The sequence below is a fragment of the Nonomuraea rosea genome (genome assembly GCF_039539705.1).
Taxonomy (GTDB): domain Bacteria; phylum Actinomycetota; class Actinomycetes; order Streptosporangiales; family Streptosporangiaceae; genus Nonomuraea; species Nonomuraea rosea.
In genome coordinates, this window is the sequence record NZ_BAABDQ010000001.1 from 500264 (window position 1) to 522078 (window position 21815).

35 protein-coding genes are annotated in these 21815 nt (G+C 65.3%); all 35 read right to left on the reverse strand.

Translation table 11 applies throughout. The annotated features are described in order from the left end of the window. Nucleotides 1-19 precede the first annotated feature (19 nt). Nucleotides 20-562: a 50S ribosomal protein L17 gene (rplQ, locus tag ABEA43_RS02320; protein WP_345558103.1), complete on the reverse strand. Its 543-nt coding sequence runs from the start codon at nt 560-562 to the stop codon at nt 20-22. Nucleotides 563-724: 162 nt separating this feature from the next. After that, nucleotides 725-1741 (reverse strand): DNA-directed RNA polymerase subunit alpha, encoded by a 1017-nt coding sequence (locus ABEA43_RS02325; protein ID WP_345558105.1) that lies wholly within the window; start codon nt 1739-1741, stop codon nt 725-727. A 105-nt stretch (nt 1742-1846) separates the two neighbouring features. Beyond that, entirely contained in the window at nt 1847-2473 is a 627-nt protein-coding gene (rpsD, locus tag ABEA43_RS02330) for a 30S ribosomal protein S4 (protein ID WP_345558107.1), read from the reverse strand. A gap of 20 nt (nt 2474-2493) precedes the next feature. Next, on the reverse strand, nt 2494-2898 hold the full coding sequence (rpsK, locus tag ABEA43_RS02335; protein WP_132337049.1) for a 30S ribosomal protein S11: 405 nt from the start codon (nt 2896-2898) through the stop codon (nt 2494-2496). A gap of 45 nt (nt 2899-2943) precedes the next feature. Beyond that, a complete protein-coding gene (gene rpsM, locus ABEA43_RS02340; protein ID WP_345558110.1) occupies nt 2944-3324 on the reverse strand; it encodes a 30S ribosomal protein S13 in 381 nt (126 codons plus the stop codon). Between the two features lie 222 nt (nt 3325-3546). Next, nucleotides 3547-3660: a 50S ribosomal protein L36 gene (rpmJ, locus tag ABEA43_RS02345; protein ID WP_003956441.1), complete on the reverse strand. Its 114-nt coding sequence runs from the start codon at nt 3658-3660 to the stop codon at nt 3547-3549. A 24-nt stretch (nt 3661-3684) separates the two neighbouring features. Then, complete coding sequence (gene infA, locus ABEA43_RS02350; RefSeq protein WP_012887858.1) at nt 3685-3906, reverse strand: translation initiation factor IF-1; 222 nt, start codon at nt 3904-3906, stop codon at nt 3685-3687. A gap of 306 nt (nt 3907-4212) precedes the next feature. Continuing rightward, nucleotides 4213-4635 carry a hypothetical protein gene (locus tag ABEA43_RS02355; protein ID WP_345558112.1) on the reverse strand — a complete coding sequence of 141 codons (423 nt, stop codon included), beginning with the start codon at nt 4633-4635 and terminating at the stop codon, nt 4213-4215. A 101-nt stretch (nt 4636-4736) separates the two neighbouring features. After that, nucleotides 4737-5168, reverse strand: a complete 432-nt coding sequence (locus ABEA43_RS02360; RefSeq protein ID WP_345558113.1) for a DUF1707 SHOCT-like domain-containing protein — start codon at nt 5166-5168, stop codon at nt 4737-4739. A 17-nt stretch (nt 5169-5185) separates the two neighbouring features. After that, nucleotides 5186-5995, reverse strand: a complete 810-nt coding sequence (gene map, locus ABEA43_RS02365; protein WP_345558115.1) for a type I methionyl aminopeptidase — start codon at nt 5993-5995, stop codon at nt 5186-5188. Between the two features lie 110 nt (nt 5996-6105). Continuing rightward, nucleotides 6106-6756 (reverse strand): adenylate kinase, encoded by a 651-nt coding sequence (locus ABEA43_RS02370; protein WP_345558117.1) that lies wholly within the window; start codon nt 6754-6756, stop codon nt 6106-6108. After that, entirely contained in the window at nt 6756-8060 is a 1305-nt protein-coding gene (gene secY / locus ABEA43_RS02375) for a preprotein translocase subunit SecY (protein WP_345558119.1), read from the reverse strand. Before secY ends, ABEA43_RS02370 begins: the two co-directional genes overlap by 1 nt. A 167-nt stretch (nt 8061-8227) precedes the next feature. Next, the gene (gene rplO, locus ABEA43_RS02380) at nt 8228-8683 is read right to left on the reverse strand and encodes a 50S ribosomal protein L15 (protein ID WP_345558121.1); all 456 of its coding nucleotides are present in this window, start codon (nt 8681-8683) and stop codon (nt 8228-8230) included. Nucleotides 8684-8685: 2 nt separating this feature from the next. Further along, on the reverse strand, nt 8686-8868 hold the full coding sequence (gene rpmD, locus ABEA43_RS02385; protein WP_262849257.1) for a 50S ribosomal protein L30: 183 nt from the start codon (nt 8866-8868) through the stop codon (nt 8686-8688). A gap of 2 nt (nt 8869-8870) precedes the next feature. Further along, on the reverse strand, nt 8871-9500 hold the full coding sequence (gene rpsE, locus ABEA43_RS02390) for a 30S ribosomal protein S5 (RefSeq protein ID WP_345558123.1): 630 nt from the start codon (nt 9498-9500) through the stop codon (nt 8871-8873). Between the two features lie 25 nt (nt 9501-9525). Next, entirely contained in the window at nt 9526-9909 is a 384-nt protein-coding gene (gene rplR / locus ABEA43_RS02395; protein WP_345558125.1) for a 50S ribosomal protein L18, read from the reverse strand. A 2-nt stretch (nt 9910-9911) separates the two neighbouring features. Continuing rightward, a complete protein-coding gene (gene rplF, locus ABEA43_RS02400; protein ID WP_345558127.1) occupies nt 9912-10454 on the reverse strand; it encodes a 50S ribosomal protein L6 in 543 nt (180 codons plus the stop codon). A 16-nt stretch (nt 10455-10470) separates the two neighbouring features. Continuing rightward, the gene (gene rpsH, locus ABEA43_RS02405) at nt 10471-10869 is read right to left on the reverse strand and encodes a 30S ribosomal protein S8 (protein WP_345558130.1); all 399 of its coding nucleotides are present in this window, start codon (nt 10867-10869) and stop codon (nt 10471-10473) included. 174 nt (nt 10870-11043) lie between these two features. After that, nucleotides 11044-11229, reverse strand: a complete 186-nt coding sequence (locus tag ABEA43_RS02410; protein ID WP_345558132.1) for a type Z 30S ribosomal protein S14 — start codon at nt 11227-11229, stop codon at nt 11044-11046. 4 nt (nt 11230-11233) lie between these two features. Further along, on the reverse strand, nt 11234-11809 hold the full coding sequence (gene rplE / locus ABEA43_RS02415; RefSeq protein ID WP_106253395.1) for a 50S ribosomal protein L5: 576 nt from the start codon (nt 11807-11809) through the stop codon (nt 11234-11236). After that, on the reverse strand, nt 11809-12126 hold the full coding sequence (gene rplX, locus ABEA43_RS02420; RefSeq protein ID WP_425570145.1) for a 50S ribosomal protein L24: 318 nt from the start codon (nt 12124-12126) through the stop codon (nt 11809-11811). Before rplX ends, rplE begins: the two co-directional genes overlap by 1 nt. Then, nucleotides 12126-12497 carry a 50S ribosomal protein L14 gene (rplN, locus tag ABEA43_RS02425; protein WP_106253399.1) on the reverse strand — a complete coding sequence of 124 codons (372 nt, stop codon included), beginning with the start codon at nt 12495-12497 and terminating at the stop codon, nt 12126-12128. Before rplN ends, rplX begins: the two co-directional genes overlap by 1 nt. A 206-nt stretch (nt 12498-12703) precedes the next feature. Next, nucleotides 12704-13009 (reverse strand): 30S ribosomal protein S17, encoded by a 306-nt coding sequence (gene rpsQ, locus ABEA43_RS02430; protein ID WP_345558136.1) that lies wholly within the window; start codon nt 13007-13009, stop codon nt 12704-12706. Further along, a complete protein-coding gene (gene rpmC, locus ABEA43_RS02435) occupies nt 13002-13238 on the reverse strand; it encodes a 50S ribosomal protein L29 (protein WP_138694754.1) in 237 nt (78 codons plus the stop codon). Before rpmC ends, rpsQ begins: the two co-directional genes overlap by 8 nt. Beyond that, the gene (gene rplP, locus ABEA43_RS02440) at nt 13238-13657 is read right to left on the reverse strand and encodes a 50S ribosomal protein L16 (protein ID WP_106253402.1); all 420 of its coding nucleotides are present in this window, start codon (nt 13655-13657) and stop codon (nt 13238-13240) included. Before rplP ends, rpmC begins: the two co-directional genes overlap by 1 nt. Before the next feature lie 2 nt (nt 13658-13659). After that, nucleotides 13660-14529 (reverse strand): 30S ribosomal protein S3, encoded by an 870-nt coding sequence (rpsC, locus tag ABEA43_RS02445; protein ID WP_345558139.1) that lies wholly within the window; start codon nt 14527-14529, stop codon nt 13660-13662. After that, on the reverse strand, nt 14529-14882 hold the full coding sequence (rplV, locus tag ABEA43_RS02450) for a 50S ribosomal protein L22 (protein WP_345558141.1): 354 nt from the start codon (nt 14880-14882) through the stop codon (nt 14529-14531). The genes rpsC and rplV overlap by 1 nt, the downstream gene beginning before the upstream one ends. A gap of 32 nt (nt 14883-14914) precedes the next feature. Next, nucleotides 14915-15193: a 30S ribosomal protein S19 gene (gene rpsS, locus ABEA43_RS02455; protein ID WP_345558143.1), complete on the reverse strand. Its 279-nt coding sequence runs from the start codon at nt 15191-15193 to the stop codon at nt 14915-14917. Nucleotides 15194-15204: 11 nt separating this feature from the next. Then, entirely contained in the window at nt 15205-16041 is an 837-nt protein-coding gene (gene rplB / locus ABEA43_RS02460) for a 50S ribosomal protein L2 (RefSeq protein ID WP_345558145.1), read from the reverse strand. 146 nt (nt 16042-16187) lie between these two features. Further along, nucleotides 16188-16490, reverse strand: coding sequence for a 50S ribosomal protein L23 (gene rplW / locus ABEA43_RS02465; protein WP_345558147.1), 303 nt, complete (start codon nt 16488-16490; stop codon nt 16188-16190). Next, on the reverse strand, nt 16490-17137 hold the full coding sequence (rplD, locus tag ABEA43_RS02470; protein ID WP_345558149.1) for a 50S ribosomal protein L4: 648 nt from the start codon (nt 17135-17137) through the stop codon (nt 16490-16492). Before rplD ends, rplW begins: the two co-directional genes overlap by 1 nt. Further along, a complete protein-coding gene (gene rplC, locus ABEA43_RS02475) occupies nt 17134-17787 on the reverse strand; it encodes a 50S ribosomal protein L3 (RefSeq protein WP_345558151.1) in 654 nt (217 codons plus the stop codon). The genes rplD and rplC overlap by 4 nt, the downstream gene beginning before the upstream one ends. Nucleotides 17788-17801: 14 nt before the next feature. Next, entirely contained in the window at nt 17802-18110 is a 309-nt protein-coding gene (rpsJ, locus tag ABEA43_RS02480) for a 30S ribosomal protein S10 (protein WP_012887830.1), read from the reverse strand. A gap of 250 nt (nt 18111-18360) precedes the next feature. Further along, on the reverse strand, nt 18361-19554 hold the full coding sequence (tuf, locus tag ABEA43_RS02485) for an elongation factor Tu (protein WP_345558153.1): 1194 nt from the start codon (nt 19552-19554) through the stop codon (nt 18361-18363). Nucleotides 19555-19701: 147 nt separating this feature from the next. Beyond that, a complete protein-coding gene (fusA, locus tag ABEA43_RS02490; protein ID WP_425570153.1) occupies nt 19702-21750 on the reverse strand; it encodes an elongation factor G in 2049 nt (682 codons plus the stop codon). Nucleotides 21751-21815: the final 65 nt, after the last annotated feature.

The following is a 21815-nucleotide window of genomic DNA, read 5'->3' on the forward strand; positions in this document are numbered from 1 at the left end:
TTTCAGCCGGCCTGGAAGATCAGGCCTCGTCCTTCTTCGCCTCAGCCTCGGCGGCCGGGGTCTCCTCGGCGGCGGCCTCAGTGGCCTCTGCCTTGGTCTCCTCGGCGCTCTCCGCGGCCTCAGCGGCCTCGGTCTCCTCCGCAGCCGGCGCAGGCGCGGCAGCGGCGGCGGGAGCCTCGGTACGGCGGGTGGTGACGCCGCCCAGCGGCTCGGTCACCAGCTCGATGACCGCCATCGGGGCGTTGTCGCCCTTACGCGCACCGATCTTGGTGATCCGGGTGTAACCACCGGGCCGCTCGGCGAACGTCACCGCGATGTCGGTGAAGAGGTGGTGCACGACGCCCTTGTCCTTGACCACGGTCAGGACCTGGCGACGGTTGTGGATGTCGCCCTTCTTCGCCTTGGTGATCAGGCGCTCCGCCAGCGGACGCAGGCGCTTGGCCTTCGTCACCGTCGTACGAATCTTGCCATGGCGGAACAGATCGGTGGCCAGGTTGGCCAGGATCAGCCGCTCGTGCGCCGGGCTGCCGCCAAGACGTGCACCCTTGGTGGGCTTGGGCATTTCATCTCTCCTTGTGGGTTAACCCGCCCCGGCCGTACCAGGTACCGGAGTCGGGCCGGCATCGCACAAGCGACACCGTTACTTTCGCACCGGCCGGCCAAGCAGGATGCTCGGCGACCGGTCAGCCACGCATGGGAACGGACCTCAGCCCCCCTGCGGGGTTCAGTACTGCTCGGTCTCCACGTACGCGCTGTCGTCGTCGTCGTAGCCGCCGCCGGCCACCGCGCTCGGGTCGAATCCGGGCGGGGAGTCCTTGAGCGCCAGCGTCATCTCGTGCAGCTTCTGCTTGACCTCTTCGATCGACTTGGCGCCGAAATTCCTTATATCGAGAAGGTCCTGCTCGCTGCGGGCGACGAGCTCACCCACGGTGTGGATGCCCTCGCGCTTGAGGCAGTTGTAGGAGCGAACGGTCAGGTTCAGCTCCTCGATCGGCAGCGCCAGGTCGGCGGCCAGAGCGGCGTCGGTCGGCGACGGGCCGATGTCGATGCCCTCGGCCTCGACGTTGAGCTCGCGGGCGAGGCCGAAGAGCTCGACGAGGGTCTTACCGGCGGAGGCCACCGCGTCGCGGGGCTTCATGGCCGGCTTGGTCTCGACGTCGAGGATGAGGCGGTCGAAGTCGGTACGCTGCTCGACTCGGGTCGCCTCGACCTTGTAGGTGACCTTGAGCACCGGGGAGTAGATCGAGTCGATCGGGATACGGCCGATCTCCTGGCCGGGCTGCTTGTTCTGGGCGGCGGAGACGTAGCCGCGACCGCGCTCGACGGTCAGCTCCATCTCCAGCTTGGCCTTGCCGTTGAGCGTGGCGATGCGCAGCTCGGGGTTGTGCACCTCGACACCGGCCGGCGGCGCGATGTCGGCGGCGGTGACCTCACCCGGGCCCTGCTTGCGCAGGTACATCACGACCGGCTCGTCGTGCTCGGAGGAGACGACCAGCTCCTTGAGGTTGAGGATGATGTCGGTGACGTCTTCCTTGACCCCGGGAACGGTCGAGAACTCGTGCAGCACGCCCTCGACGCGGATGCTCGTCACGGCCGCGCCCGGAATGGACGACAGCAGCGTGCGGCGCAGAGAGTTGCCGATGGTGTAGCCGAAGCCCGGCTCCAGCGGCTCGATGACGAATCGGGACCGGGTGTCGTCGATCGACTCTTCGAGAAGAGTCGGACGCTGAGCGATCAGCATGAGCGGGATCTCCCCTTTACGTGTGGCGCCCGCTATATGACGCCACTCCGATAAACAGCTTAGCCCGGGTACAGAGGCCTGTACCCGGACCGCGCGAGTGACTACTTACTTCGAGTAGTACTCGACGATGAGCTGCTCCTGGACCTGGGTGTCAATCTGCTGGCGAACCGGCAGCTGGTGAACCAGGATGCGGAGCTTCTCCGGCACGACGCCGAGCCACGGGGGCACAGTGCGGTCGCCGGCGGTGGCGCGAGCCACCTCGTAGGGCAGCAGGTTGCGCTTGGTCTCGCGGACCTCGATGATGTCGTGCTCGCGAACGCGGTAGGACGGGATGTCCACCTTCTTGCCGTTCACCAGGATGTGCCCGTGACGGACCTGCTGGCGAGCGGCGTCACGCGACTGCGCGAAACCGGCGCGGTAGACGACGTTGTCGAGACGGCTCTCCAGGATCTGGAGCAGCACCTCACCCGACTTGCCGCTCTTGCCCGCGGCCTCCTCGTAGTAGTTGTGGAACTGCTTCTCGAGGACGCCGTAGATGCGGCGGGTCTTCTGCTTCTCGCGAAGCTGAAGCTGGTACTCGGACTCCTTGGGGCGTCCGCGACCGTGCTCACCCGGGGGGTAAGGACGGATCTCAATGGGGCACTTGGCGGACTCGCACTTGCTGCCCTTGAGGAAGAGCTTGGTCTTCTCGCGACGGCAGAGCTTGCAGTCCGCGCCCGTGTAACGAGCCATTTCTCAATTTCTCCTGGGATTCAGACGCGGCGGCGCTTGGGCGGACGGCAGCCGTTGTGCGGCACCGGGGTGACGTCCTGGATCGAGCCCACTTCGAGGCCGGTGGCCTGCAGCGAGCGGATCGCGGTCTCACGGCCGGAGCCGGGACCCTTGACGAAGACGTCGACCTTGCGCATGCCGTGCTCCATGGCGCGGCGAGCAGCGTTCTCGGCGGCCATCTGAGCGGCGAACGGGGTGGACTTACGGGAGCCCTTGAAACCCACGTGGCCGGCGCTGGCCCAGGAAATCACGTTCCCGAGCGGGTCCGTGATCGAGACGATCGTGTTGTTGAACGTGCTCTTGATGTGGGCGTGCCCATGAGCGACGTTCTTCTTTTCCTTGCGGCGCACCTTCTTGGGCGCACCCTGGCGGCTCTTAGGAGGCATTGTTTGCCTTCACTCCTGAGGTGTTCGGTCCCGCGGCTGCGTGGACTACTTCTTACCGGGCTTCTTCTTGCCGGCGACGGTCTTCTTCTTGCCCTTACGGGTGCGCGCGTTGGTCTGCGTGCGCTGACCGTGCACGGGCAGGCCCTTGCGGTGCCGGATGCCCTGGTAGCAACCGATCTCGATCTTGCGACGAATGTCGGCCTGAACCTCGCGGCGCAGGTCACCCTCGATCTTGAAGTTCGCCTCGATGTAGTCACGCATCGGGACGAGCTCGGTGTCGCTGAGCTGGTGGACCCGGAGGTCACCACTGACACCGGTGGCCTCGAGGATCTCCTGGGCGCGGGTGCGGCCGATTCCGAAAATGTAGGTGAGAGCGATCTCCAGCCGCTTTTCGCGGGGGAGGTCGACGCCAACCAGGCGAGCCATGGTCGGGCATTCTCCTTCGTTGTGGCGGAGGTCTTGCGCCTCACTACCCCTCCCCATGCCCGGGGTGAGGGCCCCGGCCTCCGACCGGGGGTCGCCTGGGAGGTTCGGGTCTTTCCGTGGAAAGCCCCGCCTGCTCAGGTGTGAAACGCGATTACTGACTCAGGCTCCTCATGCGTCGAGCCCGCTCCCTGCTGGGGCGGACTCGGAGGAGCCTTGCGGCGACTAGCCCTGACGCTGCTTGTGGCGCAGGTTGTCGCAGATCACCATGACGCGACCGTGCCGGCGAATCACCTTGCACTTGTCGCAGATCTTCTTAACGCTCGGCTTTACCTTCATTGTCCTTCGTGTTCCTCAGACGTCTTACTTGTATCGGTAGACGATCCGCCCACGACTGAGGTCGTAGGGGCTCAGTTCAACGACTACCCGGTCGTCAGGAAGGATCCGGATGTAGTGCATCCGCATCCGTCCGCTGATGTGGGCCAGGACCTTATGGCCGTTGTCGAGCTGCACCCGGAACATGGCGTTCGGGAGCGACTCGACCACAGTGCCCTCGATCTCGATGGCGCCGTCTTTCTTGGCCAAAATTCCTCGCGTTTCACTGATCGATCGTCTGAGGCTTCGGTCCACTAAGCAGCCGCGACCTCACGCTTCGAAGAGAGCGGCAACCGCAATGGCCGCCGACGCGCGATAGTCATAGTGAGCCGACTAAGGAGTGTACGACACCTGAGCCAAAAACGCGAAACGCGTGCCAGGTGTCCTGACACAACCATGTAAGAGTCTACCCCACGTTCACCGCCGCCCAGACCGGTGCCGCGCCCCCACAGGCCCGCACACAGCGGAAGACCCGCCAGGGGAGAGATCCCGGCGGGCCTTCCTGGGAGTGGGCTCTTAGTAGATGCGGTGGACCGAGCCGCAGTACTTGTACTTGCCGCCCCAGCAGGTGTAGGTGTACAGCTTCTTGATGCCCTTCTGGCTCCAGGTCGAGTTGTAGGAGCCGTTCCAGGAGTAGAAGCGCTTGCCGGTGCTTCCGTTGCCGTACTCGTAACGGAACCAGACGTAGCCCTTCTTCGGCGTGTACTCCTTGCCGTACCAGTGGGTGTAGACCTTGCCGTTCTTCTTCCAGGTCTTGCCGTAGGTGTAGGCCTTGTGGTTGCTGGAGTAGTACTTGCCCCAGTTGCCCATCGAAGTGGCCGTCTGCGCGGCGGTCTGAGCGGCGGACTGGGTGGTGGCCGCCTGCGCGGCGGGGGCGACGGCGAGACCGGTGATGGCGATCGAGCCGGCGAATGCGGCGGCTGCAAGGACCTTGCGCATGTGGTTTCCTCCGTGAGTGGTGTTCGGGATAACCCTCACGTTAGGGATCCGGGCATATCCGGACTGCGCACGAATGCACACAGTGCACAAGTGCACAAACGCTATCCGCGCTTCGGCTGGCCGTTCCCGAAGATGGTGCTCATCAGCAGGATCACGCCCCAGGGGCCCATGACCCACAGCGGCCAGGGGTAGATCAGGTCGCCCGACGTGAGGCTCACGATCAGCCAGATCACCCAGTTGATGCCGCTCGCCGCGGCCCAGGCGCCCCATGCCGCCCGCATGCCGGGATGCAGCCCGCCTTGCGGCGCGGGCGTGGACGACGCCACTTTGGCCGGGCGATGGCGCAGGTCCACGTCAGGCAGGTCCACCGTCACCTTGGCCAGCTCACCGTAGGTCTTGCTGGCGTAGACGTTCTCGAGCCGCTCGTTGAACTCCTCCATCGTGATGCGGCCCTGCGCGGCGTGCTCTCGAAGGATGGCGGCGACCCGGTCCCGGTCGACGTCGGAGGCTCGCATCTCGGGGCTGTTCGCCATCCCGCATCTACTCCCGCCTAGTTCTGCAGTTGGGCCAGGCGCTCTTTGCCACCATCTAGGGCGGTAAGCACCCAAGGACCATTATGTGTCACCGCGACGCTGTGTTCGAAGTGTGCGGACGGCTTCCCGTCGATCGTCACCACGGTCCAGTCGTCGGTCAGCACGCGCGTACGCTCCGTGCCCAGGTTGACCATGGGCTCGACCGCCAGGCACATGCCCTCTTCCAGCAACGGGCCCCTGCCGGGCTTGCCGTGGTTGGCGATCCACGGGTCCATGTGCATCTCGGTGCCGATGCCGTGGCCGCCGTACTCGGGCGGGATGCCGAAGCGGCCCTGCGACTTGACGTACCGCTCCACCTCGTAGCCGATGTCCGACAGGTGGCGGCCGATGCTCAGCGCGGCGATGCCGCGCCACATGGCCTCCTCCGTGATCCGCATCAGCTCCGTCAGCTTCGCGTCGACCTCGCCGACCGGGACGGTGACGGCCGAGTCGCCGTGCCAGCCCTCCAGGATCGCGCCGCAGTCGATCGAGATGATGTCGCCCTCACGCAGCTTGCGGGCGTTCGTCGGGATGCCGTGCACGACCTCGTCGTTGACCGACGCGCAGATCGTCGCCGGAAAGCCCTGGTAGCCCTTGAACGACGGAATCGCACCCTCGTCCCGGATCGCCTTCTCGGCGATGACGTCGAGGTCGAGCGGCGTCATGCCGGGCTCGACCGAGCGCTTGAGCAGATCGAGCGTGCGCCCGACCACCAAGCCGGCCGCCCGCATCATGTCGAGCTGCTCGGCTGACTTGATCTGGATTCCGTGCCTGTTGCGTTTGAACACTTTTGCCCCCCAGGGTCTCAACGGGCCACGATGGGGGCCCAATTCCCCCCACAATAGCCGCGAGGTGGCACGGAAACCCGTGCCACCTCCGCAAATCGGTCGTGCTGCAGCTAGCCCATGAACGGGCGGATCGCCTCCATGGCCCGCTGAGTGACCTCTTCGACCGGGCCGGTCGCGTCCACCCCGACGAGGATGTCCTCGTCGGCGTAGTAGGACACGAGCGGCGCCGTCTGCTCCTGGTAGACCTCCAGGCGGTGCCTGACGGTCTCTTCCTTGTCGTCGTCACGCTGGAACAGCGCGCCCCCGCACGCGTCGCATTTGTCGTCCTTCTTGTCGTCGAACTCCACATGCCAGATGCGGCCGCACTGGCTGCACGTACGCCGCCCGGCCAGCCGCCTGACCACCTCGTCGTCATCGACGACCAGCTCGAGCACCGAATCGAGCGCCTGGCCCCAGTCCTTGAGCATGTCGCGCAGGATCTCGGCCTGCGCGACGTTCCTCGGGAAGCCGTCGAGCAGGAAGCCGTCCTGCGCGTCGTCCTCGCCGAGACGGTCGCGGACCATGGCGATGGTGACCTCGTCGGGCACCAGGTCGCCACGGTCCATGTACGTCTTGGCCAGCTTGCCAAGGTCCGTGCCGCCCGAGACGTTGGCACGGAATATGTCACCTGTCGAGATCTTCGGGATGGACAGGTTCGATGCGATGTACTGGGCCTGTGTCCCCTTACCCGCTCCGGGGGGCCCGACCAGAACGAGACGCACTACCGCAGGAAACCTTCGTAGTTACGCTGCTGCAGCTGGCTCTCGATCTGCTTAACCGTGTCCAGGCCGACGCCTACCATGATCAGGATACTCGTCCCTCCGAACGGGAAGTTCTGGCTCGCACCGGACACCGCGAGCGCGACGATCGGGACCATGGAGATGAGACCCAGATAGAGCGAGCCCGGCGCGGTCAGACGAGTGAGCACGAAGTTCAGGTATTCAGCCGTCGGACGGCCGGGACGGATGCCCGGAATGAACCCACCGTACTTCTTCATGTTGTCGGCGACTTCAGCGGGGTTGAACGTAATCGACACGTAGAAGTACGTGAAGAAGATGATCAGCAGGAAGAACGTGGCCATGTAGATCGGGGTGTCACCCGTGGCCAGGTTCTGGGAGATCCAGCGGATCACCGCGTTGTCCGTGGACTGGAACAGCGAGGTGATGAGCTGCGGCAGGTAGAGCAGCGAAGAGGCGAAGATGACCGGGATGATGCCGGCCTGGTTGACCTTGAGCGGGATGTAGGTGGACGTGCCTCCGTACATCCTGCGGCCGACCATCCGCTTCGCGTACTGGACGGGGATGCGCCGCTGAGCCTGCTCGACGAAGACCACCGCGGCGACCATGAAGATGCCGACCACCAAGACGACCGAGAAGGTGAACTTGTTCGCCTGGAAGATGTTGGTGAGCTCGGAGGGGAAGACTGCGACGACCTGGGTGAAAATCAGGATGGACATGCCGTTGCCGACGCCGCGGTCGGTGATGAGCTCACCGAGCCACATGATGACCGACGTTCCGGCGGTCATGATGATCACCATCGTGACGATGCCGAAGATGTTGTCGGGGTCGAGCAGCACGTCCTGCTGGCAGTTGGGGAAGAGCTGGCCGGTGCGGGCCAGAGCGATGAAGGCGGTCGACTGGAGGATGGCGAGGCCGATGGTCAGATAACGCGTATACTGCGTGATCTTGGTCTGACCGGCCTGACCTTCCTTCTTCAGCGCCTCAAGTCGTGGAATCACCACGACGAGCAGTTGCAGAATGATGCTCGCGGTGATGTACGGCATGATGCCCAGCGCGAACACCGACAGCTTCAGGAGCGCACCACCGCTGAAAAGCTGCACCATCCCGTAGATGTTGCCGGCGGCTCCGTTACGGGCCTGATCGAAACAGGCCGCGAGGTTCTGGACGTGAACTCCCGGAGTCGGAAGAACCGAGCCGAGACGGAAAAGCGCGATGATGCCCAGGGTGAAGAGCAACTTTTTGCGCAGGTCCGGTGTCCGGAACGCCCGGGTAAACGCGGTCAGCACGGTCCCTCCTGCGCGCCTTTACGGCGGTGTGAGTATGGCGATGGTGCGGGGATCTGCCATCTAAGTCTTGGGTCTGACGAGCCGAGCAGATGCCTGCCGTCTCGCGAACTCTAACGCACTACGGGCGTGGGGGCATTTGTCAAAGCCCCCACGCCGCGTAATAGCTCTTACAGCTCGGTAACGGAACCACCGGCTGCGGCGATCTTCTCCTTCGCCGCGGACGAGAAGGCATGCGCCTGCACGTTCACCGCAACGGAGATCTCGCCGGTGCCGAGCACCTTGACGAGCTGGTTCTTGCGGACAGCACCCTTGGCGACCAGCGTCTCGACGGTGACCTCGCCACCGTCGGGGAACAGCTCGCCGATCCTGTCCAGGTTGACGACCTGGTAGGTCGTCTTGAAGAGCGCGTTGGAGAAGCCCTTGAGCTTCGGCAGACGCCTCTGCAGCGGCACCTGTCCACCCTCGAAACCGAGAGGAACCGTCGTACGGGCGTGGCTGCCCTTGGTGCCGCGACCGGAGGTCTTGCCCTTGGACGCCTCGCCACGGCCCTTACGGACCTTGGACTTGTTGGCGCCAGGGGCAGGCCGCAGGTCGTGAATCTTGAGCGGAGCCTTGTCAGTCATGACTAGTCGACCTCTTCCACCTCGACGAGGTGCGTCACCACGGAGACCATGCCGCGAATCTCGGGCCGGTCCTCCTTGACGACGACGTCGCCGATTCGCTTCAGGCCAAGAGAACGCAGCGAGTCACGCTGGTTCTGCTTGCCGCCGATCTTCGAGCGAGTTTGAGTGATCTTCAAACGCGCCATGACTAGCTCACCGCCTTCGCGGCAGCAGCCTCGGCGATGCCCTCGCGCTGAGCCTTGAGCATCCGGGCCGGAGCCACGTCCTCGATCGGCAGGCCACGGCGGGCGGCGATCTCCTCGGGGCGGGAAAGGCCCTTCAGAGCCGCCACAGTGGCGTGCACGATGTTGATCGGGTTGTCCGAGCCGAGCGACTTGGACAGCACGTCGTGGATGCCCGCGCACTCCAGGACCGCGCGCACCGGGCCGCCGGCGATGACGCCGGTACCGGCCGATGCCGGACGGAGGAAGACGACACCGGCCGCCTCCTCGCCCTGCACGGTGTGCGGGATGGTGCCCTGGATCCGAGGCACCTTGAAGAAGTGCTTCTTCGCCTCTTCGACGCCCTTGGCGATGGCCGCGGGGACTTCCTTGGCCTTGCCGTAGCCGACGCCGACCATGCCGTTGCCGTCACCGACGATGACGAGGGCGGTGAAGCTGAAGCGACGACCACCCTTCACGACCTTGGCCACTCGGTTGATCTTCACTACGCGCTCGATGTACGAGACGCCCTTGTCGGCGGCGCCACCGCGGCGATCGTCACGACGGTCACGCCGCTCGCCACCGGTGCCGCCACCGCGACGCGGAGCTGCAGCCATCAGTGGTTCCTCTTCTCAGTTGCCATCAGAACTCGAGCCCGCCTTCGCGGGCGCTGTCCGCCAGGGCCGCGATGCGACCGGCGTAGCGGTTGCCACCGCGGTCGAACACGACCGCCGTGATCCCGGCTTCCTTGGCCCGCTGAGCGAGGAGCTCGCCGACCTTCTTGGCCTTCTCCGTCTTGTCCGCCTCCAGCGTGCGCAGCGAGGGGTCCATGGTGGACGCGCTCACCAGCGTGTGGCCGACGGTGTCGTCCACGATCTGGACGAACAGGTGACGAGTCGAACGGTTGACGACCAGGCGCGGACGCGAGGTCGTGCCGACGACGTTCTTGCGGACGCGGCGGTGGCGGCGGGCCCGCGAGACGGTGCGGGCAGCCGTGTGCTTGCTGAACGCAGTCTTGGGAGCCATGCCTACTTACCAGCCTTTCCGACCTTGCGGCGGATTTGTTCGCCTTGGTAACGCACGCCCTTGCCCTTGTACGGGTCAGGCTTACGCAACTTGCGGATGTTGGCCGCGACCTCGCCGACCTTCTGCTTGTCGATGCCGTCCACGTGGAACAGGGTCGGCTTCTCGACTCGGAAGGAAACGCCCTCGGGGGCGTCGACGATGACCGGGTGACTGAAGCCCAGAGCGAACTCCAGCTGCGTCGGGCCCTTGGCCTGAACGCGGTAACCGACGCCGACGATCTCCAGGGTCTTGGAGTAACCCTGGGTGACGCCCTGCACCATGTTGGCGATGAGCGTCCTGGACAGGCCGTGCAGCGCACGGACCTTGTTCTCGTCGTTGGGCCGGGAGACGGCGATGGTGCCGTCCTCGTCACGCGCAACCGCGATGGGCTCGGCGACCTTGTGAGAAAGCGTGCCCTTCGGGCCCTTGACCTGGACATCCCGGCCGTCGATCGTGATGTCTACGCCGCTCGGCACAGGGATGGGCAGCCGTCCGATTCTCGACATGCTGTGTTCCTCCCCTCTACCAGACGTAGGCGAGGACTTCCCCGCCCACACCACGCTTGCCGGCCTGCTTGTCGGTCATGAGACCGGCGGACGTCGAGATGATCGCGACGCCCAGCCCGCCCAGGACTCGAGGCAGATTGTCCTTCTTCGCATAAACCCGCAGACCGGGCTTGGAAACCCGGCGCACGCCCGCGAGCGAGCGCTCACGGGTGGGGCCGAACTTGAGCTCCACCACGAGGTTCTTGCCAACCTTGGCGTCTTCGACGGTCCAAGCCTGGATGTAACCCTCCTGCTGGAGGATCTCGGCGATGTGCGCCTTGATCTTCGAGTACGGCATCGTCACGCTGTCGTGGTACGCCGAGTTCGCATTTCGCAGACGCGTGAGCATGTCTGCGATCGGGTCGGTCATCGTCATGGCCAGTGGCCTTCCTCGCCGCGGTTTCCAGTCGGTGAAGCCCAAATCAATGGAAAGCTGCTCTACCGGTGGACCTTCGGCGCGGTCATGGGCGCTCAGGAGAGCGCCCGGGTCATTTCTGGATATATGTACGGCTGGAGCTCAGAGGCGGCGCGCAGCCGCCCCCAAGGCTATCTACCAGCTCGACTTGGTGATGCCGGGCAGCTCGCCCCGGTGCGCCATCTCACGGAAGCACACGCGGCAGAGCCCGAACTTCTTGTAGACGGCGCGCGGACGCCCGCAACGCGTGCACCGCGTGTAGGCCCGGACCTCGAACTTCTGCTTGCGCCCCGCCTTGGCGATCAGCGACTTCTTCGCCATCGGTTTAGGCCTCCTTGAAGGGGAACCCGAGGAGCTTCAGCAGCGCCCGGCCCTGGTCGTCGTTCTTCGCGGTGGTCACGATCGTGATGTCCATGCCCCGCGGCCGGTCGACCTTGTCCTGGTCGACCTCGTGGAACATGACCTGCTCGGTCAGACCGAACGTGTAGTTGCCGTTGCCGTCGAACTGCTTCGGCGACAGACCGCGGAAGTCCCTGATACGGGGCAGCGCCAGTGCCAGCAGCCGGTCCAGGAACTCCCACATCCGGTCGCCGCGCAGCGTGACGTGCGCGCCGATCGGCATGCCCTCACGCAGCTTGAACTGGGCGATGGACTTGCGGGCCCGGACGACGGCCGGCTTCTGGCCGGTGATCACGGTGAGGTCGCGAACGGCGCCTTCGATGAGCTTGGAGTCACGAGCCGCCTCGCCGACACCCATGTTGACCTTGATCTTGGTCAGGGCCGGGATCTGCATGACGTTCTCGATGCCGAACTGCTCGCGAAGCTGAGCCGCGATCTCCTCGCGGTACTTCGTCTTGAGTCGCGGCGTCGGGCGCTCGGTCTCAGTGGTCGTGGCAGTCATCAGCTGTCCTCACCCGTCTCGTCGGCCTTCTGCTCGTCGGCCTTCTCGTCGGCGGGCTTCTTGGCGGCGGGCTTGTCTTCCTTGAGCTTCTTCACGTTGGACACGTGAATGGAAGCCTCCATGCTCTGCACGCCGCCGGTCTTGGCGCCGCGCGGGCCCTGGTGGGTCTCCTTGGTGTGCTTCTTGATCATGTTGACGCCCTCGACCACCACGCGGTCCTCGCGCGGGAACGTGGCGATCACGTGACCCTTGGCACCCTTGTCCTTACCGGCGACGACCTGAACCAGGTCGCCCTTCTTCACATGCAGCTTCGGCATTACAGCACCTCCGGGGCGAGCGAGATGATGCGCATGAACTTCTTGTCGCGCAGCTCGCGGCCGACCGGGCCGAAGATACGAGTGCCACGAGGGTCACCGCTGTCCTTGATGATGACGGCGGCGTTCTCGTCGAAGCGGATGTAGGAGCCGTCGGGCCGGCGGCGCTCCTTGACCGTGCGGACGATGACGGCCTTGACCACATCGCCCTTCTTGACGCCGGTGCTGCCGGGCAGCGCGTCCTTGACTGTGGCGACGATGATGTCACCGATACCGGCGTAGCGTCGGCCCGAGCCACCGAGAACACGGATGCAAAGGATCTCCTTCGCGCCCGTGTTGTCGGCGACCTTGAGCCGCGACTCCTGCTGGATCACTGTTACTCCTGTTAGTCGCGCCGGTTCTCAATCTCTGAGCCTGGCGGAACCCATAGTTGTCTTGTTCCCCCGGCTACAACCCCGAGAAGGCTCACACCCTCCGTGGCCGCACCGCAGGCGACGCGAGGCCCTGTCGGACCTCGCGTCCTTGGACGCCGTCATGGGGGCCCTGAGACCCCCACGAGGCGCGGTATAGCCGAGAAGCCTTACTTGGCCTTCTCGAGGATCTCCACGACCCTCCACCGCTTGGTGGCGGAGAGGGGGCGGGTCTCCATCAGCAGCACGCGGTCGCCGACGCCACAGGCGTTGGCCTCGTCGTGCGCCTTGTACTTGGTCGTACGGCGGATGACCTTGCCGTACAGACGGTGCTTGACGCGGTCCTCGACGGCGACGACGACGGTCTTGTCCATCTTGTCGCTGACGACGAGCCCTTCGCGGACCTTGCGGAAGTTCCGCCCGGTCTCGTCCTGGGTCTCAGTGGTGGTCTCGGTGGTGGTCTCAGTCTCAGCCATCGCTCGTCTCCTTCTCGACCGTGACGATGCCGAGCTCACGCTCGCGCATCACGGTGTAGATACGGGCGATCTCGCGGCGGACGGCACGCAGCCGCCCGTGGCTCTCCAACTGACCGGTCGCTGACTGGAAGCGAAGGTTGAACAGCTCCTCCTTGGCCTCCTTGAGCTTCTGGACCAGGGTGTCCTGGTCCTCCACCCGCAGCTCGCCGGCGGTCAGGCCCTTAGCCATCACGCCTCACCCACTTCACGCTTAACGATCTTGCACTTCATCGGCAGCTTGTGAATCGCCCTGGTGAGGGCCTCACGCGCGACCGACTCCGCCACGCCGGACAGCTCGAACATCACGCGTCCGGGCTTGACGTTGGCGATCCACCACTCCGGAGAACCCTTACCGGAACCCATGCGGGTCTCGGCGGGCTTCTTGGTGAGGGGACGGTCGGGGTAGATGTTGATCCACACCTTGCCGCCACGGCGGATGTGACGGGTCATGGCGATACGAGCGGACTCGATCTGGCGGTTGGTCACGTAGGAGTGCTCAATCGCCTGAATGCCGAACTCGCCGAACACGACCCTGGTGCCGCCCTTGGCGGCTCCGCTGCGGTCAGGCCGGTGCTGCTTGCGGTGCTTGACCCTGCGCGGGATCAGCATGGTCAGCTCCCTTCAGCACCCGGCTGCGCAGCCGGGCCGGTCTCGGGGGCCGCCTGGGAGGCGGCCTCAGTGCGGGGGGCGCGGTCACCACGGCCGCCGCCACCGCCACCACGACGGGGACGGTCGCCGCCGCCACCACGACGGGGACGGTCGCCGCCGCCGCCACCGCCGCCACCGCGACGGTCGTCGCGGTCACGACGCTGGCCGGCGCGAGCACCGGCGGCAGCCGCCTCGCGCTCGGCGCGGCTGGTGGGGGCCTCGCCCTTGTAGATCCAGACCTTCACGCCGATGCGGCCGAAGGTCGTACGGGCCTCGTAGAAGCCGTAGTCGATGTCCGCGCGAAGGGTGTGCAGCGGCACACGGCCCTCACGGTAGAACTCCGACCGCGACATCTCAGCGCCGCCGAGACGACCGGAGCACTGGACACGGATGCCCTTGGCGCCGGACTTCATGGCGGACTGCATCGCCTTACGCATGGCGCGGCGGAACGAGACACGGCTGGACAGCTGCTCGGCAACGCCCTGCGCGACGAGCTGCGCGTCGATCTCCGGGTTCTTGACCTCGAGAATGTTGAGCTGAACCTGCTTCTTGGTCAGCTTCTCCAGGTCGCCACGGATACGGTCCGCCTCGGCGCCACGACGGCCGATCACGATGCCGGGACGCGCGGTGTGGATGTCCACCTGCACGCGGTCCGTCGTGCGCTCGATCTCGACCTTGGAGATGCCGGCCCGCTCCATGCCCTTCTGCAGCATGCGGCGGATCGACACGTCTTCGGCGACGTACGACTTGTACAGCTTGTCGGCGTACCACCGGCTCTTGAAGTCGGTCGTGATGCCGAGGCGGAACCCGTGCGGGTTAACCTTCTGGCCCACTATCGGGTCCTTCCCTTCGGCTCGCGGGACTCCACGATCACGGTGATGTGGCTCGTCCGCTTGTTGATCCGATAGGCGCGACCCTGTGCACGCGGACGGAACCGCTTCAGCGTCGGGCCCTCGTCGACCCACGCGCGGCTCACGACGAGCGAGCTGGGGTCGAGATCGAAGTTGTGCTCAGCGTTCGCCATGGCGCTGCTCAGCACTTTGTAGATCGGCTCGCTCGCCGACTGGGGAGCGAACTGCAGCACGGCCTGCGCCTCCGAAGCGGGCAGCCCGCGAATAAGGTCCACCACGCGGCGGGCCTTGAGGGGCGTGACACGGACGAACCGCGCCTGAGCCCTGGCTTCCATCGCTTACTCCTCTTAACTGCTTCTGAAGGCGTCTATCGCCGGCTGCGCCGGTCGTCCTTGACGTGGCTGCGGAAGGTCCGCGTGGGGGCGAACTCTCCAAGCTTGTGGCCGATCATCGACTCGGTGACGAACACCGGGACGTGCTTACGGCCGTCGTGCACGGCGATCGTGTGACCGAGCATGTCGGGCACGATCATGGAGCGCCGCGACCACGTCTTGATGACGGTCTTGGTGCCCTTCTCGTTCTGGACTTCGACCTTCTTCTGAAGGTGGTCGTCCACGAAGGGACCCTTCTTAAGGCTACGTGGCATATCGGCTGCTCCTACCGCTTCTTCCTCTTGCTCCGACGACGGATGATCAGCCGGTCGCTGGACTTGTTGGCCTGGCGGGTGCGGCCCTCGGGCTTACCCTTCGGGTTCACCGGGTGGCGACCACCGGAGGTCTTGCCCTCACCACCACCGTGCGGGTGGTCCACGGGGTTCATGGCGACACCACGGACGGTCGGGCGCTTGCCCTTCCACCGCATACGGCCGGCCTTGCCCCAGTTGATGTTGGCCTGCTCGGCATTGCCGACCTGACCCACAGAGGCCCGGCAGCGCACGTCCACCATGCGCATTTCGCCGGACGGCATACGCAGCGTGGCGTAGGTGCCCTCCTTGGCGAGCAGCTGGATCTGGGCGCCCGCGGAACGGCCGAGCTTGGCGCCACCGCCCGGACGGAGCTCCACCGCGTGGATGAAGGTACCGGTCGGGATGTTACGCAGCGGCAGGCAGTTGCCCGGCTTGATGTCGGCGCCGGGGCCGTTCTCGATGCGGTCGCCCTGCTTGAGGCCCGTCGGCGCGATGATGTAGCGCTTCTCGCCGTCGGCGTAGTGGAGCAGAGCGATATTGGCGGTGCGGTTGGGGTCGTACTCGATGTGAGCGACCTTCGCCGGGATGCCGTCCTTGTCATGCCTACGGAAATCGATGATCCGGTAGGCGCGCTTATGACCGCCGCCCTGGTGGCGTGCGGTGACTCGGCCGTGTACGTTCCGGCCGCCCTTGCTGTGAAGGGGTGCAAGCAGCGACTTCTCGGGGGTGCTGCGGGTGATCTCGGAGAAGTCCGAGACACTCGACCCGCGGCGACCCGGAGTCGTCGGCTTGTACTTACGGATGCCCATCTTTTTCGTTCATCCTTCGTCGACCAAGGAATCCGGAGAATTCCGAGGTACTTCTAAATTCGTGCGAAGCGTGAAGCCCTTGATCCCTGACCGCCGGAAGGCGGCGCAGAGAGGATCGCGGGGGGCGGAGCCCCCCGCGGAAGGGTTCAGCCGATCTGACCGAAGATGTCGATCCGATCGCCTTCGACCAGGCTCACAATCGCGCGCTTGGTGTCGGGACGCTTGCCGTAACCGGTACGGGTGCGCTTGCGCTTGCCCGTCCGGTTGATGGTGTTCACGCTGGTGACCTTGACCCCGAAGATCTGCTCAACAGCGATCTTGACCTGAGTCTTGTTCGCAGTCTTCTTCACCAGGAACGTGTACTTGTTGTTCTCATCGATCAGGCCGTAGCTCTTCTCAGAGACGACCGGCTTGATGATGATGTCGCGCGGGTCGGCGATCTTCTCCATCAGGCGTCTTCCTTCCCGCCCTGGCTCAAGCGAGCGACGGTCTGGTCGTACGCCTCCTGGGTGAAGACCACGTCGTCGTGCACGAGCACGTCGTAGGTGTTGAGCTGCCCGGCGTCCAGCAGGTGGACCTCCGGGGCGTTGCGCAGGCTCATCCAGGTCAGCTCGTCGGCCTCGTCGACGACGAGGAGAACGCGCGGAGCCTGGGTGATCTTACGCAGAGCCTCGAGGGCAGTCTTGGTCTTGGGGGTCTCCCCCGCGACCAGCGAGCTGACCACGTGGATGCGACCGCCGCCGGCCCGGTCAGAGAGCGCGCCGCGGAGAGCGGCGGACTTCATCTTCTTGGGCGTGCGCTGCGAGTAGTCGCGCGGCACCGGGCCGTGGACGACGCCACCGCCGGTGAACTGCGGCGCACGGGTCGAGCCCTGACGGGCGCGGCCGGTGCCCTTCTGCCGGTACGGCTTCTTGCCGCCGCCGGAGACCTCACCACGGGTCTTGGCCTTGTGGGTGCCCTGCCGGCGAGCGGCGAGCTGGGCCACGACCACCTGGTGGATCAGCGGGACGTTGACCTTCGTACCGAAGATGTCCTCCGGCAGGTCAACTGTGCCGGCCTTGGCACCGCTGGCGTCGAGGACGTCAATGCTTGTCACTTCGCAGCCCCCTTCTTGGCAGCGGTGCGGACGAGGACCAGGCTGCCGTTGGCGCCGGGGATCGCACCCTTGATCAGGATGAGACCGTTCTCGACGTCCACGGAGTGAACCTTGAGGCTCTGCACGGTGGTGCGGACGTTACCCATCCGGCCAGCCATGCGCAGACCCTTGAATACGCGGCCCGGGGTGGCGCAGCCACCGATGGAACCCGGCGAGCGGTGCTTGCGCTGCGTACCGTGCGACGCGCCCAGACCCTTGAAGCCGTGCCGCTTCATGACACCGGCGAAGCCCTTGCCCTTGCTCTTGCCCGTCACATCGACGAACTGGCCGGCTTCGAAGGTGTCGGCCAGCAGCTCCTGGCCGAGGGTGTAGTCGCTCGCGTCGTCGGTGCGGATCTCCGCGAAGTAACGGCGCGGGGTGATGTCGTGCTTACGCAGGTAGTCGCCGAGCGGCTTGTTGACCTTCCGGGGGTCGACCTGCCCGAAGCCGAGCTGGACGGCGGTGTAGCCGTCCTTCTCTGCGGTGCGGACCCTGGTCACCACGCACGGACCGGCCTCCACCACGGTCACCGGAACCATCCGGTTGTCCGCGTCGAAGACCTGGGTCATGCCGAGCTTCTTGCCCAGGACGCCCTTGATCGTCTTAGCCATGTCAGTGCGTTCCCTCAGAGCTTGATCGAAATGTCGACACCCGCGGGGAGGTCGAGCCGCATGAGCGAGTCAACCGTCTTGGGGGTCGGGTCGATGATGTCAATCAGCCGCTTGTGCGTGCGCATCTCGAAGTGCTCGCGGCTGTCCTTGTACTTGTGCGGCGAGCGGATGACGCAGTACACGTTCTTCTCGGTCGGCAGCGGCACCGGGCCCGCGACCTTCGCGCCAGTCCGCGTCACCGTCTCGACGATCTTCTTGGCCGAGCTATCGATGACCTCGTGGTCATAGGCCTTAAGCCGGATGCGGATCTTCTGTCCCGCCATAATGGCCTCGGTGTCCTTCGCTGTCGTCTGAAAAAGTATCGTGCGGCCTGTTGCCGCTGTGCTGGTGCAGGTCAAAGCCTGCGTAACCCCACGAGGCAGACGTAGTCGATCTGCCTTTTCTTCCGTGATCCGGCAGTGACTTCGGTCACGTCGGCCGAAGCTACTGCTGGATCACGGCGCCTTGCATGGGGTCTACACGGTTCGGCGGTCGGTCCCTGATGCGGGGCCGACCGCCGCCCCGACGGTCTAGCTACTTGATGATCTTCACAACCCGGCCGGCGCCGACGGTGCGGCCACCCTCACGGATCGCGAACTTGAGGCCTTCCTCCATGGCGATGGGCTGGATCAGCTCAACGCGCATTTCGGTGTTGTCGCCCGGCATGACCATCTCGGTGCCCTCGGGGAGGTTCACCACACCGGTCACGTCAGTCGTACGGAAGTAGAACTGCGGGCGGTAGTTGTTGAAGAACGGCGTGTGGCGGCCACCCTCGTCCTTGGACAGGATGTAGACCTGGCCGGTGAACTCGGTGTGCGGCGTCGTCGTGCCCGGCTTGATGATGCACTGGCCACGCTCGACGTCGTCACGCTTGATGCCACGGAGCAGCAGGGCCGCGTTGTCGCCGGCCTGACCCTCGTCGAGCATCTTGTTGAACATCTCGATGCTGGTGACGGTGGTCGTGGTCTTCTCGTCCTTGATACCGATGATGTCAACCTGCTCGTTGACCTTCACGATACCGCGCTCGATACGACCGGTGACGACGGTGCCACGACCGGTGATCGAGAAGACGTCCTCGACCGGCATGAGGAACGGCTTCTCCGTCTCACGCGGGGGCTCGGGCACGTTCTCGTCCACGGCGTGCATCAGCTCGACGATGCTGTCGGCCCACTTCTCGTCGCCCTCAAGAGCCTTGAGCGCGGAGACGCGGATGACAGGCAGGTCGTCGCCGGGGAACTCCTGAGCCGAAAGAAGCTCACGGACCTCGAGCTCGACGAGCTCCAGGATCTCCTCGTCGTCGACCATGTCGGCCTTGTTGAGGGCCACGACGATGTAGGGGACGCCGACCTGGCGGGCCAGGAGGACGTGCTCCTTCGTCTGCGGCATCGGGCCGTCGGTGGCGGCGACCACGAGGATCGCGCCGTCCATCTGAGCGGCACCGGTGATCATGTTCTTGACGTAGTCCGCGTGACCCGGGCAGTCAACGTGCGCGTAGTGACGCTTCTCCGTCTGGTACTCGACATGCGCGATCGAGATCGTGATGCCGCGAGCCTTCTCCTCGGGCGCCTTGTCGATCTTGTCGAACGGGGTCGCCTTGTTGAGCTCGGGGAAACGGTCGTGAAGCACCTTGGTGATCGCCGCGGTCAGCGTGGTCTTGCCGTGGTCGATGTGTCCAATGGTGCCGATGTTCATGTGCGGCTTAGTCCGCTCGAACTTGGCCTTGCCCACTGGTTCTCTCCTTGAGAATCTGACTGACTTTCGTCTACACACTCGGGCCCGGGAACCCCCGAACCCCTTGGCGGCGGGGTGGCTCGCACCACCCCACCAGGGACCAGGACTCAAGTCCTGGACCGGTCTCAGCGACCGGACCAGGAACTATTCGCCCCGGGCCTTCGCGACGATCTCCTTGGCGATGCCCGGGGGCACCTCCGAGTAGGAGTCGAACTGCATGCTGTAGCTCGCGCGCCCCTGCGTCTTGCTACGAAGGTCGCCCACGTAGCCGAACATCTCGTTCAGCGGCACGAGCGCCGTGATGACGCGAGCGCCTGCGCGCTCGTCCATCGCCTGGATCTGCCCGCGACGACCGTTGAGGTCGCCGATGACATCGCCCATGTAGTCCTCGGGCGTGGTGACCTCAACGGCCATCGTCGGCTCGAGAAGCACAGCGTCCGCCTTGCGCGCGGCCTCCTTGAAGGCCATCGAGCCGGCGATCTTGAAGGCCATTTCCGAGGAGTCGACGTCGTGCGCGGCACCGTCGGTCAGCGTAACCTTCACGCCCACCATCGGGTAACCGGCCAGCACGCCGAACTCGGCGGCCTCCTGAGCGCCCGCGTCGACCGAGGGGATGTACTCCCTCGGGACCCGGCCACCCGTGACCTTGTTCTCGAACTCGTAGCCGTCGTTGCCTTCGCCCAGCGGTTCGAGGTTGATGATCACCCGCGCGAACTGACCGGAACCACCGGTCTGCTTCTTGTGGGTGTAGTCGACCTTCTCCACCTTGCGGCGGATGGTCTCGCGGTAGGCGACCTGGGGCCGGCCGACGTTGGCCTCGACCTTGAACTCGCGACGCATACGGTCGACGAGGATCTCCAGGTGAAGCTCGCCCATGCCCCAGATGACCGTCTGACCGGTCTCCTCGTCACGACGGACCTGGAAGGACGGGTCCTCCTCGGCCAGTCGCTGGATCGCGATCGACAGCTTCTCCTGGTCGCCCTTGGTCTTGGGCTCGATGGCGACGTTGATGACCGGAGCCGGGAACGTCATCGACTCGAGCACGACCTGGTTCGCCGGGTCCGAGAGGGTGTCACCGGTGGTGGTGTCCTTCAGGCCCATGACCGCCACGATCTGACCAGCGATCGCCGTGGGGCGCTCTTCGCGCTTGTTGGCGTGCATCTGGTAGATCTTGCCGATCCGCTCCTTCTTCCCCTTCACCGAGTTGATGACCTGCGACCCGGTCTCGAGCGTGCCCGAGTAGATGCGGATGTAGGTCAGCTTGCCCAGGTGCGGGTCGCTGGCGATCTTGAATGCCAGCGCGGAGAACGGCTCGGTCGGGTCGGCGTGCCGCTCGATCACCTTGTCCTCGTTGCCGACCGCGTGGCCCTTGAAGGCAGCCAGGTCGGTCGGGGCGGGGAGGTAGGCGACGATCGCGTCGAGCAGGGGCTGCACGCCCTTGTTCTTGAACGCGGTGCCGCAGAGCACCGGGTTGATGGCGCTGGCCAGCGTGGCGCGGCGAATGGCCGCGACCAGCTGCTCCTCGGTGGGCTCCTGGCCCTCGAGGAAGAGCTCCATCAGCTCGTCGTCGTTCTCGGCGACCGTCTCGATGAGGCGGTCACGCCACTCGCGAGCGGACTCGGCGTGGTCGGCCGGGACGTCGACGACGTCGTACATCTCGCCCTTGGCCGCCTCGGCGCTCCAGATGAGACCCTTCATCTTGATGAGGTCGATGACGCCCTTGAAGTCGGCCTCGACGCCCCACGGCAGCTGAATGACAGCCGGGGTCGCGGCCAGCCGGGTGATCATCATGTCGACGCAGCGGTGGAACTCCGCGCCGACCCGGTCCATCTTGTTGACGAAGCAGATCCGGGGGACTTCGTACCGGTCGGCCTGCCGCCACACCGTCTCCGACTGCGGCTCGACACCGGCGACGCCGTCGAACACGGCGACGGCACCGTCGAGGACGCGGAGCGAACGCTCCACCTCAATGGTGAAGTCGACGTGACCCGGGGTGTCGATGATGTTGATGGTGTGACCGATCCACTCACAGGTGGTCGCGGCAGACGTGATGGTGATGCCGCGCTCCTGCTCCTGCTCCATCCAGTCCATCGTGGCAGCGCCCTCGTGGACTTCACCGATCTTGTAGTTGATGCCGGTGTAGAACAGGATGCGCTCGGTCGTGGTGGTCTTGCCCGCGTCGATATGGGCCATGATCCCGATGTTGCGGACCTTGGCCAGGTCAAGAGCGGTCGTGGTGGCCACTTCTCTCGCGTCCT

Coding starts and splice junctions, on each gene's coding strand:
- rplQ (WP_345558103.1), bottom strand. CDS start 562: ATGCCCAAGCCCACCAAGGGTGCACGTCTTGGCGGCAGCCCGGCGCAC.
- ABEA43_RS02325 (WP_345558105.1), bottom strand. CDS start 1,741: ATGCTGATCGCTCAGCGTCCGACTCTTCTCGAAGAGTCGATCGACGAC.
- rpsD (WP_345558107.1), bottom strand. CDS start 2,473: ATGGCTCGTTACACGGGCGCGGACTGCAAGCTCTGCCGTCGCGAGAAG.
- rpsK (WP_132337049.1), bottom strand. CDS start 2,898: ATGCCTCCTAAGAGCCGCCAGGGTGCGCCCAAGAAGGTGCGCCGCAAG.
- rpsM (WP_345558110.1), bottom strand. CDS start 3,324: ATGGCTCGCCTGGTTGGCGTCGACCTCCCCCGCGAAAAGCGGCTGGAG.
- rpmJ (WP_003956441.1), bottom strand. CDS start 3,660: ATGAAGGTAAAGCCGAGCGTTAAGAAGATCTGCGACAAGTGCAAGGTG.
- ABEA43_RS02355 (WP_345558112.1), bottom strand. CDS start 4,635: ATGCGCAAGGTCCTTGCAGCCGCCGCATTCGCCGGCTCGATCGCCATC.
- ABEA43_RS02360 (WP_345558113.1), bottom strand. CDS start 5,168: ATGGCGAACAGCCCCGAGATGCGAGCCTCCGACGTCGACCGGGACCGG.
- rplO (WP_345558121.1), bottom strand. CDS start 8,683: ATGACTGACAAGGCTCCGCTCAAGATTCACGACCTGCGGCCTGCCCCT.
- rpmD (WP_262849257.1), bottom strand. CDS start 8,868: ATGGCGCGTTTGAAGATCACTCAAACTCGCTCGAAGATCGGCGGCAAG.
- rpsE (WP_345558123.1), bottom strand. CDS start 9,500: ATGGCTGCAGCTCCGCGTCGCGGTGGCGGCACCGGTGGCGAGCGGCGT.
- rplR (WP_345558125.1), bottom strand. CDS start 9,909: ATGGCTCCCAAGACTGCGTTCAGCAAGCACACGGCTGCCCGCACCGTC.
- rplF (WP_345558127.1), bottom strand. CDS start 10,454: ATGTCGAGAATCGGACGGCTGCCCATCCCTGTGCCGAGCGGCGTAGAC.
- rpsH (WP_345558130.1), bottom strand. CDS start 10,869: ATGACGATGACCGACCCGATCGCAGACATGCTCACGCGTCTGCGAAAT.
- ABEA43_RS02410 (WP_345558132.1), bottom strand. CDS start 11,229: ATGGCGAAGAAGTCGCTGATCGCCAAGGCGGGGCGCAAGCAGAAGTTC.
- rplE (WP_106253395.1), bottom strand. CDS start 11,809: ATGACTGCCACGACCACTGAGACCGAGCGCCCGACGCCGCGACTCAAG.
- rplX (WP_425570145.1), bottom strand. CDS start 12,126: ATGCCGAAGCTGCATGTGAAGAAGGGCGACCTGGTTCAGGTCGTCGCC.
- rpsQ (WP_345558136.1), bottom strand. CDS start 13,009: ATGGCTGAGACTGAGACCACCACCGAGACCACCACTGAGACCCAGGAC.
- rpmC (WP_138694754.1), bottom strand. CDS start 13,238: ATGGCTAAGGGCCTGACCGCCGGCGAGCTGCGGGTGGAGGACCAGGAC.
- rplP (WP_106253402.1), bottom strand. CDS start 13,657: ATGCTGATCCCGCGCAGGGTCAAGCACCGCAAGCAGCACCGGCCTGAC.
- rplV (WP_345558141.1), bottom strand. CDS start 14,882: ATGGAAGCCAGGGCTCAGGCGCGGTTCGTCCGTGTCACGCCCCTCAAG.
- rpsS (WP_345558143.1), bottom strand. CDS start 15,193: ATGCCACGTAGCCTTAAGAAGGGTCCCTTCGTGGACGACCACCTTCAG.
- rplB (WP_345558145.1), bottom strand. CDS start 16,041: ATGGGCATCCGTAAGTACAAGCCGACGACTCCGGGTCGCCGCGGGTCG.
- rplW (WP_345558147.1), bottom strand. CDS start 16,490: ATGGAGAAGATCGCCGACCCGCGCGACATCATCATCAAGCCGGTCGTC.
- rplC (WP_345558151.1), bottom strand. CDS start 17,787: ATGGCTAAGACGATCAAGGGCGTCCTGGGCAAGAAGCTCGGCATGACC.
- rpsJ (WP_012887830.1), bottom strand. CDS start 18,110: ATGGCGGGACAGAAGATCCGCATCCGGCTTAAGGCCTATGACCACGAG.
- fusA (WP_425570153.1), bottom strand. CDS start 21,750: ATGGCCCATATCGACGCGGGCAAGACCACCACGACCGAGCGCATCCTG.